Here is a 16,385-nt window from a genome sequence, read left to right as displayed (position 1 = left end):
GAAAGTCAGTTTGCGGTAATCAAAAAAGGCCCATCTTCGGATGGGCCTTTTTTATGCTCGCTACTTTTGGATGCCTGGTCGGATCCGACAAGCGAAGCGGTTACGCCGACGTGGATTCATGAACCATCCGGATCACCCGCTGCGGAAACGGAATATCAATGCCCGCCTCCTTCAAGCGGTCCCGCGCCTGTTCGTTAAGCATGAACATCACGTTCCAGTAATCCGCGGTCTTGACCCAGATACGCAGGGAAACCGTGATCGAGCTATCGCCCAAGGTCGAAATCACCGCTTCTGGCGCAGGATCAGCCAATACGCGCTCGTCCTTGGCCAACTCCAGCAATACTTCCCGAGCCTTTTGCAGGTCGGCCTGGTAATCCACGCCCACGTCGAACACGACTTTGCGGGTGGGCTGGCGATTGGTGTTGGTGATGATGCCGTTCGACAGGTTGCCGTTCGGCACGATAACTGTCTTATTGTCACCGGTACGCAGCACCGTGTGGAATATCTGGATACTGTCGACCGTGCCGGCCACGCCTTGGGCTTCGATCCAATCGCCAATGCGGAACGGACGGAACAGCAAAATCAGCACGCCGCCGGCGAAGTTCGCCAGGCTGCCCTGCAAGGCCAGGCCAATCGCCAGGCCTGCCGCACCGATGGCCGCGACGAACGACGTGGTTTCCACGCCAATCATCGACGCGACGCTGACGATCAGCAATATCTTGAGGATGATGTTTGCCAGGGTACCGATGAACCCTTGCAAGGCGAGGTCGGCGTTGCGCAAAGCCAAAAGCGCCCCGAGTTTCTGCGTAACCTTGTTGATCAGCCACCAACCGATGGCCAGGGTAACGATTGCCAGCAGTACACGACTGCCGTACTCCATGATCATCGGTATCCAAGCCTGGGAGGCCTTGACCAGGTGGTCCACTTCAGCGTTCAAGTCCATCGTGTTCTCCTTTTTTCCCGTTGCACGCAACACCCGTGCAAACACTGTGTGGCCAAACATCGCCTCCGTTGGTTACCCAGCAGCGCCTTTTTGATGGGTCGCTGCCTTACCGGCGGGAGCAGCATCGGGCCACTGTCATTGCGAACAGCCTGGTGTCAGTCGCGGAAGTTATTGAACTGTAGCGGCATGCCGAACTCCTTGCCGCGCAGCGCGGCGATGGCTTCCTGCAAGTCGTCACGCTTCTTGCCGGTCACCCGCACTTGCTCGCCCTGGATGGCGGCCTGGACCTTGAGCTTGGCGTCCTTGATGTGGGCAACGATCTTCTTTGCCAGTTCCTTGTCGATGCCTTCCTTGAGCACGGCTTCCTGCTTCATCAGCTTGCCCGACGCGTAGGCGTCCTTGACTTCAAGGCACTGCACATCGATCTTGCGCTTGACCAGCGCCAGCTTGAGGATTTCGATCATCGCCTCGAGCTGGAAGTCGGCCTCGGCGGTCAGGTTGACAGTCAGATCCTTTTCCTTGAACTCGAAGCTGCCCTTGCCCTTGAGGTCATACCGACGGTCGAGTTCCTTGACGGCGTTTTCAACGGCGTTGGTGACTTCGTGCTTGTCCAGTTCGGATACCACGTCGAATGACGGCATGTAGTGTTCTCCAAATAAAAAGGCGCGCTCATGACAAAGGCGCGCACTTGGCTTGTGGTTAAAATCGGGCTCATTATAACGGGTCTTTTCCCGCCTTTACCGCGAGCCCTTCAGATGCCTGCGCCAAACCGAGTAAAAAACTGATGTCCACCACCTGGCATGTCCTTGGAGCCGGCAGCCTCGGCACGTTATGGGCGACGCGCCTGGCCCGGGCCGGCCTGCCGGTGCGGCTGGTGCTGCGCAATGAAAAGCGGTTGCAGGCTTACCGCGAGGCCGGCGGCCTGACCTTGGTGGAACAAGGCCAGGCGCAGTGCTACCCGGTGCCCGGCGAAACCGCGCAAGGCACCGAGCCTGTTCAGCGGCTGCTCCTGGCGTGCAAGGCCTACGACGCGGAAGCAGCCGTGGCTTCGATTGCCCATCGACTGGGCGCCGAGTCGGAACTGATCCTGTTGCAGAACGGCCTCGGCAGCCAGGACGCCGTGGCGAACCGCGTGCCCCAGGCCCGCTGCATCAGCGCTTCCAGCACCGAAGGCGCGTTTCGCGATGGCGATTGGCGCGTGGTGTTCGCCGGCCACGGCTTCACCTGGCTGGGCGATCCGGCCCAGCCGGTGGCACCGGTCTGGCTGGATGACTTGGCCGCCACCGGCATCCCCCATGAATGGAGCGCCGATATCCTCACCCGCCTTTGGCGCAAACTGGCCCTCAACTGTGCGATCAACCCACTCACGGTACTGCAACATTGTAAGAACGGTGGCCTGCAGGACCACCGCTGCGAAGTGGCGACCCTTTGCGCCGAACTCACCGACCTGCTTGAACGCTGCGGCCAGCCTGCGGCGGCCGAAGACTTGCAGACGGAAGTCGAACGGGTGATCCAGGCCACCGCCGCCAATTATTCCTCGATGTACCAGGACGTCGCCAACCAGCGGCGCACCGAAATCAGCTACCTGCTCGGCCATGCCTGCGCGGTCGCCCAGCGGCATGGCGTGGCGGTGCCGCATCTCGGACAAATGCGCGAGCGACTGATCGCCCACCTGCACAACCTTGGATTGCCCAGCGACTGAGCAGCGGCTACGCTGGCCCTCGTGTTCCTTGTTAGCGACGAGTCCGATGCCATTGCGCCAGCGCCTTGAAAATCTACCGGTCGGCCAGAAACTGCTGGCGGCCCTGTTGGTGTTGTTGACCACCGTTTTGCTGGTGGCCAACCTGACCTTCATCAGCGCGGCCTATTACATTTCCCAGGAAAGCATGGCCCCCCAGGCGTTGCAGACCATTGGCCGGCTGGTGGCCAACCCGAGCCTGATCGCCGACGCGCTGCAATCGCCGCAAAGCGCCCAACGCCTGCTCGATGAGCTCAACAGCTACGCCCCGCTGCGAGCAGCGGCACTCTACGATGGGCAAGGCGAACGGCTGGCCCAGCTGCAACAGGGCGAAAAACTCAGGCTGCCGGAACATTTCCGCCACATGCAAACCTGGCAGGCCGGCGAGTTCCGCAGCAACCAGGTCATTACCCTGCCCCGTCCCGGCACCACGCCGGGCCATCTCTTGCTGGTCGCCAGCAGCGAATTGCCCACCGCGTTCTACACCGGCACGTTGACCGCCAGCCTCGGCATCCTCATCTTCAGCGTGCTGCTGTGGCTGGTCATTGCCCAGCAGATCAAGCGGCTGATCACCCAACCGATCCACCAGCTCGAAGAGTTGTCGCGCCAGGTGACCCGCGAGGAAAACTATTCCCTGCGCGCCGCCCGGGGCAACCACGACGAAATCGGCAGCCTGGCCGAGGCGTTCAACACCATGCTGTCGCGCATCGAAGCCCGCGAACAGCAACTCAAGCGAGCCCGTGACGATTCCCAGGCCGCCTATGACCAGGCCCAGGGGCTGGCGGAGGAAACCCGCCACACCAACCGCAAGCTGGAACTGGAAGTCCAGGTGCGCAGCAAGATCGAGAAAAAACTCACCGGCTTCCAGAACTACCTCAACAGCATCATCGACTCCATGCCGTCGGCCCTGATCGCCCTCGACGAACAGCTCTACGTCACCCAATGGAACCAGGAAGCCAGCGCGCTCTCCGGCACACGATTGGACGAAGCGCTGAACCAGCCGATCTTCCTCGCCTTCGAACCGCTCAAGCCCTATCTGCCACAGCTCAAGCAGACGGTCGAACAGCACACGGTGGCCAAGATCGAACGTGTCACCTGGACCAAGGACGACGAAGCCCGGCACTACGCCCTCACGTTCTATCCGTTGATGGGCGGTGCCGGGCGGGGCGTGGTGATCCGTATCGATGACATTACCCAGCGCTTGTCGCTGGAAGAAATGATGGTGCAATCGGAGAAGATGCTCTCGGTCGGTGGCCTCGCGGCGGGCATGGCCCATGAGATCAATAATCCGCTCGGAGCGATCCTGCACAACGTGCAGAACATCCGCCGACGCCTGTCGGCGGAACTGCCGAAGAACCTCGAACAGGCCGAGCAGTTGGGCATCGAGTTGCCGGTGATCTACCGTTACCTGGAGAGCCGGGAAATCCCGCAACTGCTCGACGGCATCCAGCAGGCCGGTGCCCGGGCCGCGAAGATCGTCACCCACATGCTCAGCTTCAGTCGACGCAGCACCCGGCAGATGGCCCCCTGCGACTTGCCCGCTTTGATCGACCAGGCCGTGGAGATTGCGGGCAACGATTTCGACCTGGCGATCGGTTTCGACTTCAAAGGCCAGGCCATCATCCGTCAGTTCGACCCGAACCTGGGGCCGGTGCCAGGCACCGCCAACGAACTGGAGCAGGTGTTGCTCAACCTGCTGAAAAACGCTGCCCAGGCCATCCATCAGCGCCAGGACGACGGCGAGCCCGGCCGTATTATCCTGCGCACCCGGCTGAATCCACCGTGGGCGGAAATCCAGGTCGAGGACAACGGCATCGGCATGAGCGAGAACGTGCGCAAACGCACCTTCGAACCGTTCTTTACCACCAAGGAAATCGGCCAGGGCACGGGCCTCGGGCTGTCGGTCTCGTATTTCATCATCACCAACAACCACAAGGGCCAGATGGAAGTGCAATCCGCGCCAGGCCAGGGCACTTGCTTCACCCTGCGCCTGCCGCTGGCGGGCACTTCGATCGTGGCCCAGGAACACAAGCAAGTGGAGCGCTGAACAATGGGTTTTCGCCTGTCGAAGATTTACACCCGCACCGGTGACAAAGGTGAAACCGGGCTGGGGGATGGTCGCCGCGTGGCGAAGGACCACCCGCGGGTCGAGGCGATCGGCGAAGTGGATACGTTGAACAGCCAGTTGGGCCTGTTGCTGTCCGGTCTGGCCGAGGAAACGGCCCGGCATCCCGCGCTGGAAGACGTCATCACGGTGTTGGCGCCATGTCAGCACCGCTTGTTCGACCTAGGCGGTGAATTGGCGATGCCCGCCTATCAAGCGCTTAACGTGGCGGAAGTCGAACGGCTGGAAGCGGCGATTGACAGATGGAACGAGGAATTGGGTCCGCTGGAGAACTTCATCCTACCCGGCGGCTCGACGCTGATCGCCCAAGCCCACGTCTGCCGAAGCATGGCCCGCAGCGCCGAGCGTCGTTGCCAGCAATTGAACGCAGTGGAGCCGCTGGCCGGGCCGGGGCTGGCCTACATCAATCGATTGTCGGATCTGTTGTTCGTGGCCGCGCGGGTCATTGCCCGGCGCCAAGGGGTGGCTGAGGTACTTTGGGAGGCGGCGGCCAAGCCTGGGGGCTGATCTGTCAGTCCGCCATCGCGAGCAAGCTCGCTCCCACAGGGGTTTTGTGACCGCCTAAAATCCAATGTGGGAGCGAGCTTGCTCGCGATGGCGTCAGTTGTTGCACACTCTCACGCCTCAGGCCAAAACGCCCGAATCCCCGCCACGCCCTGGGCCCCGGCGTCCCATGCCTTTTGCCGCTCATCCGGCCCTACTCCGCCCAACAGGTAGACCGGCCTGTCGAAGCCCTCGATCAACCGCGCCGCTTCGTCCCATCCCAGCGGCTTGGCATCGGGATGGGTCTGGGTCGGCTGCACCGGCGAGAGCGTCACGAAATCCACGTCCATCTGCTGCGCCAGGGACAGCTCTTCTGCGTTATGGCACGAGGCTGCCAGCCAGCGATCCTTGCCGAACGGTCGACCGGCCGCCGCATGCTTGCGCAGTTGTGCGGCGGTGATGTGCCAGCCGGCCGACGGGAAATCCCCCAGCCATTCGAACGGCCCCTTGAGCATCAGCTGGGCCTTGCCGGCACACAGCCCCACCGCGTCCACCGCCAGATCACGGTATTGCGGATCGTAGCCGTTGGGCGCGCGCAGTTGGACCAGCTTGATCCCACCCCCGATCGCCTTCTGCAAGCCGCGCAGCAACGCCGGCGTTTCGAGGCCTTCGGGCGTAATCAGGTACTCGCCCGGCAAACGGGCCGCCGCGACGATCGGCTGATTGGCCGCCGGAAATTCATAATTCGTCAACTCACGGGCCGTCACCCAGGCCAACGGCTGGCCTTCGGCACCGTGGGGCTCGCCACTGAACGCCGAGACTTCCCAGACGTCCAGCAACACCTGCTTATCCGGGTAGTCATGACGCACCTTGATCAGCGGCCGAGCGGCGCCGACAACGATGCCCAATTCTTCATGAAGCTCCCTGGCCAGGGCGATCTCGACGGATTCATCCGCCTCGACCTTGCCGCCAGGAAACTCCCACAGGCCACCTTGGTGCTGGGTATCGGCCCGCCGGGCGATCAGGATTCTGCTGGCGGCATCGCGAATGACCGCCGCCGCTACGTGGATTCGTTTCACCGCGCTATTCCTCAGCGTTGATGGAGTCGGTTCCCGCCCATCGCGAGCAAGCTCGCTCCCACACGAACGACACTGTTGCCCTGTGGGAGCGAGCTTGCTCGCGATAGGAGCGCCTCGGTCTTAAGTCCGATACTCAGCGTTGATCTTTACGTACTCGTGGGACAGGTCAGTGGTCCAGATGGTTTCGCTGCAATCACCCCGTCCCAGCTCGATGCGGATAGTGATCTCTTCCTGCTGCATCACGGCCGCGCCCTGGGCTTCGGTGTAGGTTGCGGCGCGGGCGCCCTGGCTGGCGATGCACACTTCGCCAAGGAACACGTCGATCTTGCTCACGTCCAGCTCAGGCACGCCGGCACGGCCGACAGCGGCGAGGATACGGCCCCAGTTCGGGTCGGAGGCGAACAATGCGGTCTTGATCAGTGGCGAGTGCGCCACGGTGTAGCCGACGTCCAGACATTCCTGGTGATTGCCCCCGCCGTTGACCTGCACGGTCACGAACTTGGTCGCGCCTTCGCCGTCACGGACGATGGCCTGGGCCACTTCCATGCACACTTCGAACACCGCCTGCTTGAGGGCCATGAACAGCGGGCCGCTGGCCTCGGTGATCTGCGGCAGGTTGGCCTTGCCAGTGGCGATCAGCATGCAGCAGTCATTGGTAGACGTGTCGCCGTCGATGGTGATGCGGTTGAACGACTTGTTGGCGCCGTCGAGCATCAGGTCTTGCAGCACCTGGCGCGAAACCTTGGCGTCGGTGGCGATGTAGCCGAGCATGGTCGCCATGTTCGGGCGGATCATGCCGGCGCCTTTGCTGATGCCGGTGACCGTGACGGTGACGCCGTCGTGCTGGAACTGGCGGCTCGCGCCCTTGGGCAGGGTGTCAGTGGTCATGATGCCGCTGGCGGCGGCGGCCCAGTTGTTTTCCGAGAGGTCATCAAGGGCGGCTTGCAACGCGCCTTCGATTTTCTCGACCGGCAGTGGTTCGCCGATTACACCGGTGGAGTAAGGCAGTACCTGGTTGGCGTCGACGCCCGTCAGTTCAGCCAGCTTGGCGCAGGTGCGCTCGGCGGCGGCCAGGCCTGGCGCGCCGGTGCCGGCATTGGCGTTACCGGTGTTGGTCAGCAGGTAACGCACCGGTCCCTGCACGCGTTGCTTGGCCAGGATCACCGGCGCGGCGCAGAACGCATTGAGGGTAAACACGCCCGCGACCGTCGAACCCTCGGCGCAACGCATCACCACCACATCCTTGCGCCCGGGGCGCTTGATGCCCGCCGAGGCGATACCGAGTTCAAAACCGGCAACCGGGTGCAACGTTGGCAACGGACCAAGACCAACAGCCATGAATGCGCTCCTTAATAGATAAATCGACGCCGTTTTCATCGAAACGGCGAATCAAATGGCAAAACGCCGCGACAGGGGTTACCTGTCGCGGCGCGGGTCGTTCAGCGTTGAAACGGGATTATTGAATCTGCCCGTGGCAATGCTTGTATTTCTTGCCCGAGCCGCAATAGCACAGCTCGTTACGGCCCAGCTTCTGCTCGTTGCGCACCGGCGCGGTGGCCAGTGCAACATCCACGTCGACACCTTCTTCCATCGCCTGGGCCACTTCCAGCCCTGGCGCTTCGGCGTGTTCGAACTGCATGCGGGCAGCCAAGGCTTCGGCTTCCTGGCGCAGGCGAGCTTCTTCTTCAACCGGGTCTTCGCGGCGAACCTGAACGTGGGACAGCACACGAATCGAGTCGCGCTTGATGGAATCCAGCAGCTCGGAGAACAGCGTGAAGGACTCGCGCTTGTATTCCTGCTTCGGGTTCTTCTGGGCGTAGCCGCGCAAGTGAATACCGTGGCGCAGGTGATCCATGGTCGACAAGTGGTCTTTCCACAGGTCGTCCAGCACGCGCAGAACGATCTGCTTCTCGAAGGAACGCAGCGCCTCGGCGCCGGCCTGGTCTTCTTTTTCGTTGTACGCGGCGATCAGTTCGGCCAGCAGCTTCTCGCGCAGGGTTTCCTCGTACAGGTGATCGTCTTCGTCGAGCCACTGCTGGATCGGCAACGACACGCCAAAATCGCTGCGCAGGGAGGCTTCCAACCCAGCGACGTCCCACTGTTCCGGCAACGATTGCGGCGGGATGTGGGCGCTGATGGTCGCGTCGAGCACCTCACGACGGAAATCGGCGATGGTTTCGCCAATGTCGTCGGCGGCCAACAAGCTGTTGCGCATGTGATAGATCACTTTACGCTGCTCGTTGTTGACGTCGTCGAACTCCAGCAATTGCTTGCGGATATCGAAGTTGCGGCCTTCGACCTTGCGCTGGGCCTTTTCGATCGCGTTGGTCACCATGCGGTGCTCGATCGCCTCGCCTGGCTGCATGCCCAGAGCCTTCATGAAGTTCTTCACCCGGTCAGAGGCGAAGATGCGCATCAGGCTGTCTTCCAACGACAGGTAGAAGCGGCTGGAGCCTGCGTCACCCTGGCGACCGGCACGGCCACGCAGCTGGTTGTCGATACGGCGGGATTCGTGACGCTCGGAAGCGATCACCTGCAAGCCGCCGGATTCGAGCACTTGCTGGTGACGCTTCTGCCAGTCGGCCTTGATCTGCGCGATCTGCTCGGGGGTCGGGTTTTCCAGGGAAGCGACTTCCACTTCCCAGTTGCCGCCCAGCAGGATGTCGGTACCACGGCCGGCCATGTTGGTGGCGATGGTCAACGCACCCGGGCGACCGGCCTGGGCGATGATCTCGGCTTCCTTCTCGTGGAACTTGGCGTTCAGGACCTTGTGCTCGATGCCTTCCTTGGTGAGCAGGTTGGACATGTGCTCGGAGGTCTCGATGGTGGCGGTGCCCACCAGGATAGGACGGCCCTGGGCCATGCCTTCCTTGATGTCATTGATGATCGCCGCGTATTTCTCTTCGGCGGTCAGGAACACAAGGTCGTTATAGTCTTTGCGCGCCAGCGGCTTGTTCGGCGGAATAACCACCACTTGCAGGCCGTAGATCTGGTGGAACTCGAACGCTTCGGTGTCAGCGGTACCGGTCATGCCGGACAGCTTGTTGTACAGGCGGAAGTAGTTCTGGAAGGTGGTGGAGGCCAGGGTCTGGCTCTCGGCCTGGATGTTCAGACCTTCCTTGGCCTCGATGGCCTGGTGCAGGCCTTCGGACAGGCGACGGCCCGGCATGGTGCGGCCGGTGTGCTCGTCCACCAGCACGACCTGGCCGTCCTGCACGATGTATTCGACATTGCGGTGGAAAAGCTTGTGGGCACGCAAGCCGGCATAGACGTGGGTCAGCAGGCCCAGGTTATGGGCCGAGTACAGGCTTTCGCCTTCTGCCAGCAGGCCGACGCGGGTCAGCATCTCTTCGATGAACTGGTGGCCGGATTCGTTGAGCTCGACCTGGCGGGTCTTCTCGTCGACGGTGTAGTGACCGGCCTGAGTGACTTCGCCCTCGACCTCTTCCACGTGCAGCTTGAGCTGCGGGATCAACTTGTTGATCTCGATGTACAGCTTGGAGCTGTCCTCGGCCTGACCGGAAATGATCAGCGGGGTACGGGCTTCGTCGATGAGGATGGAGTCGACTTCGTCGATGACGGCAAAGTTGAGTTCACGCTGGAATTTTTCTTCCATGCTGAACGCCATGTTGTCGCGCAGGTAATCGAAGCCGAATTCGTTGTTGGTGCCGTAGGTGATGTCCGAGGCGTAGGCGGCGCGTTTCTCTTCCGGCGGCTGGAACGGCGTGACGACGCCGACGGTCAGGCCGAGGAACTCGTAGAGCGGGCGCATCCAGTTGGCGTCGCGGCGGGCCAGGTAATCGTTGACCGTGACCACGTGTACGCCCTTGCCGGACAATGCATTGAGATACACCGCCAGGGTCGCCACGAGGGTCTTGCCCTCACCGGTACGCATTTCGGCGATCTTGCCTTCGTGCAAGGTCATGCCGCCGATCAACTGGACGTCGAAGTGACGCATGCCCATGACCCGCTTGCCGGCTTCGCGGCAGACCGCAAAGGCTTCGGGCAGGATCTGGTCAAGGGTCTCACCCTTGGCGATGCGGTCCTTGAATTCGGCGGTCTTGGCGCGTAACTGATCGTCCGAAAGGGCCACCATTTGCTCTTCGAAGGCATTGACGATCTGTACCGTCTTGAGCATGCGCTTGACTTCACGCTCATTCTTGCTTCCAAAAAGTTTCTTTAACAAAGGCGCAAACATATCGGCAGGATCTTCCACACTAAAGGGATGGAGGGCGGCCCCGTGAGTCGCCCGTGCAGCCCTCATGGCCGCATGCGAACGAGCATTCTACCCGGAAACGATGGTGAGGAAAGTGGCGTTATTCCACGATGCTGGCACAGCGCTGTGACGGGGCCTCCCTAAAATAAGGGCTTTTGCGCGAACTTCAACCCACAAAGCGCATAAGTTACTTATTGATTGTGTGGGATTAAAGCCGCTGGGCGACAGGGCGGCGGGGCGACCGGTGCTTCTGCTACCATGGCGCCTCTGTCATTTTGCGGTATTCAACCATGGCCTTCCGCCCTCTTCCAGCCAAGGCGCCCGCCGTTCTGCTGCGCGAAGCCAAGCCGCTGAAAGCCATTTTCGGCCACGCCAGGCGCCTCGGTCATCTGCAACGGCTGGTGGACAGCCAGTTGCAGCCCGCCGCGCGTGAGCATTGCCACGTAGCGTCCTGGCGCGAAGGCAGCTTGTTGCTGATCGTCACTGACGGCCATTGGGCCACGCGCCTGCGCTACCAACAGAAGCGCCTGCTGCGTCAATTGCAGGCATTCGATGAATTCGCCAACCTGACGCGGATCCTGTTCAAGGTCCAGCCGCCGACCATACAGGCCGGCGCCAAGGGACATACCCTGGACCTGTCCACCGACGCGGCCGCGACCATCCAGGCCACCGCCGAGGGCATCAGCGACCCTAACCTGAAGGCGGCGCTGGAGCGGTTGGCGGCACATGCGCGGCCCAAGGATTGAGATTTCTGGCGCCTGTTAGATAGCTATCGCGAGCAAGCTCGCTCCCACAGGGGATCTGGCGAACACAAATTTTGTATCTGGCAGAAACCTACTGTGGGAGCGAGCTTGCTCGCGATGGGGCGACTCGGTCTCGACTACCGCCGCTTGCTGCCCCCAAGCAGCGACCCCATCAACCCCCGCACCAACTGCCGGCCCAGTTGATTGGCCGCCTGGCGCATCGCTGATTTCAAGGCCTGGCCCGCCGCGGTGCCAAGGAACTCCCCGGCCTTTTCGGTAAAGCTTGGCTCTTCAGCGGTGGGCTTGCCCGGTGTCGCTTCGGCTTGCGGTTCCAGCCCCTTGCGGCCCATCAGCACTTCATAGGCCGACTCGCGATCAATAGGCTTGTCGTAGCGTCCCTGCAACGGTGAACTGGCAATCAACCCGGCCCGCTCGGCCTCGCTCAGCGGCCCGATACGCGACTGCGGTGGCGCCACCAGCACGCGCTGGACGATTTCCGGCGTGCCTTTTTCTTGCAGGGTGCCGACCAGGGCTTCACCGATGCCCAGTTCGGTGAGTACCGCCAAGGCATCGAATTGCGGGTTCGGTCGGAAACCCTCCGCCACCGCCCGCAAGGACTTCTGTTCCTTGGCGGTAAAAGCCCTCAGGCCGTGCTGGATGCGCAATCCCAACTGTGCCAGCACATCGTCCGGCAGATCCCCCGGCGACTGGGTCACGAAATACACCCCGACGCCCTTGGAGCGGATCAGTCGCACCACTTGTTCCAGGCGATCCTGCAGCGCCTTGGGCGTGCCGGCAAACAACAGGTGCGCCTCGTCGAAGAACAGCGCGAGCAAGGGTTTGTCCGCGTCGCCGCGCTCGGGCAGTTGCTCGAAAAGCTCGGCCAGCAGCCACAGCAGGAATGTCGCGTAGACCTTCGGCGCTTCATGGACCAGGCGGCTGGCGTCCAGCAGATGAATACGGCCGCGACCATCGCTGGCCGGTTGCAGAATGTCCTCCAACTGCAACGCCGGCTCACCGAACAAGGCGTCGGCCCCTTGCTGTTCCAGCGTGGACAAGCGTCGCATCAGCGCCTGGCTGGAACCCGTGGTCATCAAGGCGGCATCGTCCCCTAGCAATTCGGGGTTGTCCTTGAGGTGGTTGAGCAGCGCCTTCAAGTCCTTGAGGTCCAGCAGCAGCAGGCCTTCCCGATCAGCGACCTTGAACGCCGCGTACAACGCCGATTGCTGGCTGTCCGTCAGTTCCAAAAGGCTGCCGAGCAACAACGGGCCCATTTCACTCAAGGTAGTGCGCAGCGGATGACCCGATTGGCCGTGAATGTCCCACAGCGTCACCGGATAAGCCTGGGGCTTGTGGCCAAGCCAAGGCATGCCGGCGATACGCTCGGCGATCTTGCCCTGGGGAGCGCCGGCAGCACCGAGGCCGCACAAGTCGCCCTTGATGTCTGCCGCGAAGACGGCCACGCCGGCATCGCTGAACATCTCGGCCAGGCGCTGCAGAGTAACGGTCTTGCCCGTGCCGGTGGCACCCGCCACCAGTCCATGGCGGTTCGCCAGGCGCATGGCCTGGGCGACAGGTTGGCCGGCAAGATCGGCCCCGATGATCAGTTGCGATGAGTCAGGCATTTCGTCACCCGTGGTGTTTGCGATATGACGCCATTCTGCGCGCTTAAATAAAAGCATGCCTGGGCATTAAGGCGTTGGCAGCAGGAATAATAGCTGCGAATCAGGGCGGGCCCTATCGCGAGCAAGCTCGCACAGGGTTGTGGTACGCACAGGTCCCATGTGGCAGCGAGCTTGCTCGCGATGAGGCCTTGTCAAACCCAGCAATACTCCACTGACAACCCGCCCTCACAACCCCAACCGAACATCTATTCTTACTAAAGGTCAACACAGGAGAACACAGACCGGAGGGACGTTCATCGTGCATATAGCGGACATAACCATGTTCTACGCCCCCGCCAGCGGTGGCGTGCGCACTTATCTGGATGCCAAGCACCGGCGCCTGGGCAATCGGCCCGGTATCCGCCATAGCCTCTTGATTCCTGGCGCTCACCTGAGTGAGCAGGACGGAATCTATAAAGTTCCAGCCCCTCCGCTTCCCTTTGGCAAGGGTTATCGCTTCCCGCTTCGCCTGGCGCCCTGGCGTAATGTCCTGCGCGACTTGCAGCCTGATCTCATTGAAGTAGGCGATCCCTATCTCACCGCCTGGGCGGCCCTCGATGCCCGGCGCCAGCTCGATGTGCCTGTCATCGGTTTTTATCATTCAGACTTGCCGCTGCTGGTCAGCAACCGCATGGGAAGCTGGTTCACGCCCAACATCGAGGCCTACGTCAGCAAGTTGTACGGCAACTTCGACCGAGTCCTGGCCCCCAGCCAGGTCATGGCCGACAAACTGACCGGGCTGGGCGTCAAGAACGTCTATGTACAGCCCTTGGGGGTAGACCTCCAGACCTTCAACCCCGCCGCCCGCGACCCCGAATTGCGGGCGGAGCTGGGCATCGCCGAAGACGCGCGATTGCTGATCTTCGCCGGTCGCGGCTCCAAGGAAAAAAACCTGCCGGTGCTGCTCAAGTGCATGAAACGCCTGGGCGAGCGCTACCACTTGTTGTTGGTCGGTTCTTCGATGCCCGCCCTGGTGCCGGACAATGTCACCGTCATCGACGAATTCTGCCCGGCGCCCCAGGTCGCCCGGCTGATGGCCAGCGCCGACGCGTTGCTACATGCTGGCGACCAGGAAACCTTTGGCCTGGTGATCCTCGAAGCGATGGCCAGCGGCATCCCGGTGGTAGCGGTCGCCGCCGGCGCGTTCAGCGAAATCGTCCAGGAGGACTGCGGTCTGCTGTGCACACCTGACAATCCGCAGGCCATGGCCAATGCCGTTCGACAGCTGTTCGCCGAAGGTTGCGAGCAACGTGGCGCCAGGGCTCGGCGACACGTAGAGCGTCATTACGCCTGGGACACGGTGGTCAATAGCCTGTTGGGCCATTACTACAGTGTGCTCGGCGCAGAGATGCCGCTGCTGGCCAATGGTTGAGGCGACGTCGATGGCAATGAATCCCACCCCCAGCCTGCTGTTGGTGCTCCATGACGTCGCGCCCCAGACCTGGCCCGACTACCAGCCCTTCGTTGAAGCCGTCGACGCCCTTGGCCAGGTGCCGATGACCTGGCTGGTGGTGCCGGATTTCCATCATGCCAATGCGCTGGACGATCACCCCGGCTTCAGGCGCTTGCTGGACGGCCGGGTCGAGCGCGGCGATGAATTGGTCTTGCACGGTTACTACCATTGCGACGACGGCCCGCCCGCCCTTCATCCCAAGGACTTTTTCATGCGGCGGGTCTACACCCACGAAGGCGAGTTCTATGGATTGTCCGAAGAGGCCGCCCTCGCTCGCCTACGAGCCGGTATCGAAATCTTCCAGCGGTACCAATGGCCGCTCCAAGGTTTCGTCGCGCCCGCCTGGCTGATGAGCGAAGGCACCCGGCAAGCCTTGCGCCAGCTGCCTCTGAGCTACACCAGCGATACCCAACACCTTTACCGTTTGCCAGAGTTCACCCAGATCGATGCGCCGGGCCTGGTCTGGAGCGCGCGCAGCGCCTGGCGCCGGGGCCTGTCGAAAATCATCAGCGACCAGCGCAAACAGCGCTGGCGCCAGGCACCTGTGATTCGCCTGGGGCTGCACCCGGTGGACATGCGCCACGGTTTTTCCCGGGATTATTGGCTACGCACCCTGCAGCGCCTGCTTGAGGACGGACGTGTGCCGATGACCAAGGCCGGCTGGCTGGCAACCCAGGGCCTGCGGGTCAGTAACGCCGCATGAAGCGATTGATCTGGCTGGTCGCCGCCCTGCTCATCGCGCTTGTGGTGCCGATGCTGGTGGGCGGTGGGGAAATGTGGTCGCGGGTGCAGCGCTTTCCGTTGTCGCTGCTGTTGGTCATGCTCGGCATGATTGTGCTGTGCTGGGCGCTGAACTCGATGCGCCTGCGTTTGCTGCTGGGCGAGCACCGTGGGCGCATCGGCGCGGTCAAAAGCATGGGCGTGGTGATGTCCACCGAGTTCGCCATGTGCGCGACGCCCGGCGGCAGCGGCGGCCCCTTGACGCTGATGGCCCTGCTGGCGCGCAACGGCATGCGCCCGGCCCATGGCAGCGCCGTATTCGCGATGGATCAGTTGAGCGATCTGCTGTTTTTCCTGTGTGCGTTGCTGGGCATCCTGTTCTACGCGCTGTTCCAGAACCTCAGCCAGCGCATGGAATGGATGCTGGCGTTGAGCGCGATTTCGATGTTCGGCGGCCTGGCCTGCTGCGCCCTGGTCGCGCGCTACCATCGCCGGCTGATTCTGCTGGGTGCCCGAGTGTTGCGCCATCTACGGGTGAAAACCAGCACTCGCCGGCGTTGGGGGCGCAAGATCCTCAATTTCCTGGCGGCGTTCACCGATACGTTGAAGTTGCCCCGAATGACACTTTTCCAAGTGTTCGGCTTGACCTGCCTGCACTGGGCGCTGCGCTACAGCGTGCTTTATCTGGCATTGAAAGGGCTGGGGGCGGATTTGCAATGGGCGTGGAGTTTCCTGATCCAAATGCTCTCTCTGAGCGCGGGGCAGTTCAGCCTGCTGCCGGGCGGCGCCGGAGCGGCGGAGTTGACCTCGGCGGCGCTACTGGCGCCCATGGTAGGAAAATCCACCGCGGCGGCGGCGATTCTGATCTGGCGAGCGGTGACCTATTACTTCTATCTGCTGGCCGGAGGGCCAGTGTTTTTCCTGATGGTCGGGCGACCATTGATCAAGAAGCTGATCAGGCTCAGGCAGGCCTGACCCTTTATTGATTGGGTTCGGAGTCGCCCTGAGGCTTGTCGTTCAGCTCGTCCCAGAGCTTCGCGGCGTCGGGAAACTCAGTGCCGTCCTCGGGGCTCAACGCGTCGGGATCGTAGCGGCTCAGGCAGCCCTCGCCCACGGTTGGCGGAGCTTTGGCGGTGGCTTTGTCCAAGGGATCGGTCATGGTCCATGCCCTCTCAAGGCTAATCGTGGCGAGGGAGCTTGCTCCCTCACCACCGGGTTCTG

The 16,385-nt window shown here is 62.2% G+C and carries 14 protein-coding genes; 7 read left to right on the top strand and 7 right to left on the bottom strand.

Annotated features, from left to right (window positions below):
* Positions 1-100 precede the first annotated feature (100 nt).
* The gene (locus tag J3P76_RS05890; RefSeq protein ID WP_420765263.1) at positions 101-943 is read right to left on the bottom strand and encodes a mechanosensitive ion channel family protein; all 843 of its coding nucleotides are present in this window, start codon (positions 941-943) and stop codon (positions 101-103) included.
* Positions 944-1,098: 155 nt separating this feature from the next.
* Positions 1,099-1,584 (bottom strand): YajQ family cyclic di-GMP-binding protein, encoded by a 486-nt coding sequence (locus J3P76_RS05885; protein WP_003205057.1) that lies wholly within the window; start codon positions 1,582-1,584, stop codon positions 1,099-1,101.
* 143 nt (positions 1,585-1,727) lie between these two features.
* Between J3P76_RS05885 and J3P76_RS05880 the strand changes: the two genes are divergently transcribed.
* The 3 genes from J3P76_RS05880 to J3P76_RS05870 are packed head-to-tail and all read left to right on the top strand — an operon-like array spanning position 1,728 to position 5,313.
* A complete protein-coding gene (locus J3P76_RS05880) occupies positions 1,728-2,645 on the top strand; it encodes a putative 2-dehydropantoate 2-reductase (protein ID WP_434701664.1) in 918 nt (305 codons plus the stop codon).
* Between the two features lie 46 nt (positions 2,646-2,691).
* Positions 2,692-4,728, top strand: a complete 2,037-nt coding sequence (locus J3P76_RS05875; RefSeq protein ID WP_434648736.1) for a sensor histidine kinase — start codon at positions 2,692-2,694, stop codon at positions 4,726-4,728.
* 3 nt (positions 4,729-4,731) lie between these two features.
* Positions 4,732-5,313, top strand: coding sequence for a cob(I)yrinic acid a,c-diamide adenosyltransferase (locus J3P76_RS05870; protein WP_434701662.1), 582 nt, complete (start codon positions 4,732-4,734; stop codon positions 5,311-5,313).
* A 110-nt stretch (positions 5,314-5,423) separates the two neighbouring features.
* Here the strand turns inward: J3P76_RS05870 and J3P76_RS05865 are convergent, their stop codons facing one another.
* From J3P76_RS05865 to secA, 3 genes are all read right to left on the bottom strand, one after another.
* On the bottom strand, positions 5,424-6,368 hold the full coding sequence (locus tag J3P76_RS05865; RefSeq protein WP_420765267.1) for a Nudix family hydrolase: 945 nt from the start codon (positions 6,366-6,368) through the stop codon (positions 5,424-5,426).
* Between the two features lie 120 nt (positions 6,369-6,488).
* A complete protein-coding gene (gene argJ, locus J3P76_RS05860) occupies positions 6,489-7,706 on the bottom strand; it encodes a bifunctional glutamate N-acetyltransferase/amino-acid acetyltransferase ArgJ (RefSeq protein WP_434607452.1) in 1,218 nt (405 codons plus the stop codon).
* Positions 7,707-7,824: 118 nt separating this feature from the next.
* On the bottom strand, positions 7,825-10,566 hold the full coding sequence (secA, locus tag J3P76_RS05855) for a preprotein translocase subunit SecA (protein WP_420765269.1): 2,742 nt from the start codon (positions 10,564-10,566) through the stop codon (positions 7,825-7,827).
* A gap of 308 nt (positions 10,567-10,874) precedes the next feature.
* Here secA and J3P76_RS05850 point away from each other — a divergent pair, with 308 nt between their 5' ends.
* Positions 10,875-11,330: a DUF721 domain-containing protein gene (locus J3P76_RS05850; RefSeq protein WP_434607456.1), complete on the top strand. Its 456-nt coding sequence runs from the start codon at positions 10,875-10,877 to the stop codon at positions 11,328-11,330.
* Positions 11,331-11,464: 134 nt separating this feature from the next.
* Here J3P76_RS05850 and J3P76_RS05845 read toward each other — a convergent pair whose 3' ends face one another.
* Positions 11,465-12,952 (bottom strand): helicase HerA-like domain-containing protein, encoded by a 1,488-nt coding sequence (locus J3P76_RS05845; protein WP_420765271.1) that lies wholly within the window; start codon positions 12,950-12,952, stop codon positions 11,465-11,467.
* Between the two features lie 319 nt (positions 12,953-13,271).
* On the opposite strand from J3P76_RS05845, the gene J3P76_RS05840 reads away from it, so the two are divergent.
* From J3P76_RS05840 to J3P76_RS05830, 3 genes are read left to right on the top strand one after another with little or no spacing between them, the layout of a single operon-like run.
* Positions 13,272-14,363, top strand: a complete 1,092-nt coding sequence (locus tag J3P76_RS05840) for a glycosyltransferase family 4 protein (RefSeq protein ID WP_420765272.1) — start codon at positions 13,272-13,274, stop codon at positions 14,361-14,363.
* A gap of 10 nt (positions 14,364-14,373) precedes the next feature.
* Positions 14,374-15,147, top strand: coding sequence for a DUF2334 domain-containing protein (locus tag J3P76_RS05835; RefSeq protein WP_434701661.1), 774 nt, complete (start codon positions 14,374-14,376; stop codon positions 15,145-15,147).
* The gene (locus J3P76_RS05830; protein ID WP_434701660.1) at positions 15,144-16,139 is read left to right on the top strand and encodes a lysylphosphatidylglycerol synthase transmembrane domain-containing protein; all 996 of its coding nucleotides are present in this window, start codon (positions 15,144-15,146) and stop codon (positions 16,137-16,139) included. The genes J3P76_RS05835 and J3P76_RS05830 overlap by 4 nt, the downstream gene beginning before the upstream one ends.
* 4 nt (positions 16,140-16,143) lie before the next feature.
* Here the strand turns inward: J3P76_RS05830 and J3P76_RS05825 are convergent, their stop codons facing one another.
* Positions 16,144-16,323 (bottom strand): hypothetical protein, encoded by a 180-nt coding sequence (locus J3P76_RS05825; protein ID WP_420765275.1) that lies wholly within the window; start codon positions 16,321-16,323, stop codon positions 16,144-16,146.
* Between the last annotated feature and the right edge of the window lie 62 nt (positions 16,324-16,385).

The organism is Pseudomonas sp. D1-36 (assembly GCF_051132205.1).
Classification (GTDB): Bacteria; Pseudomonadota; Gammaproteobacteria; order Pseudomonadales; family Pseudomonadaceae; genus Aquipseudomonas.
Note: the sequence above shows the minus strand (reverse complement) of the source record. Positions and strands in the feature narration are given on the sequence as shown.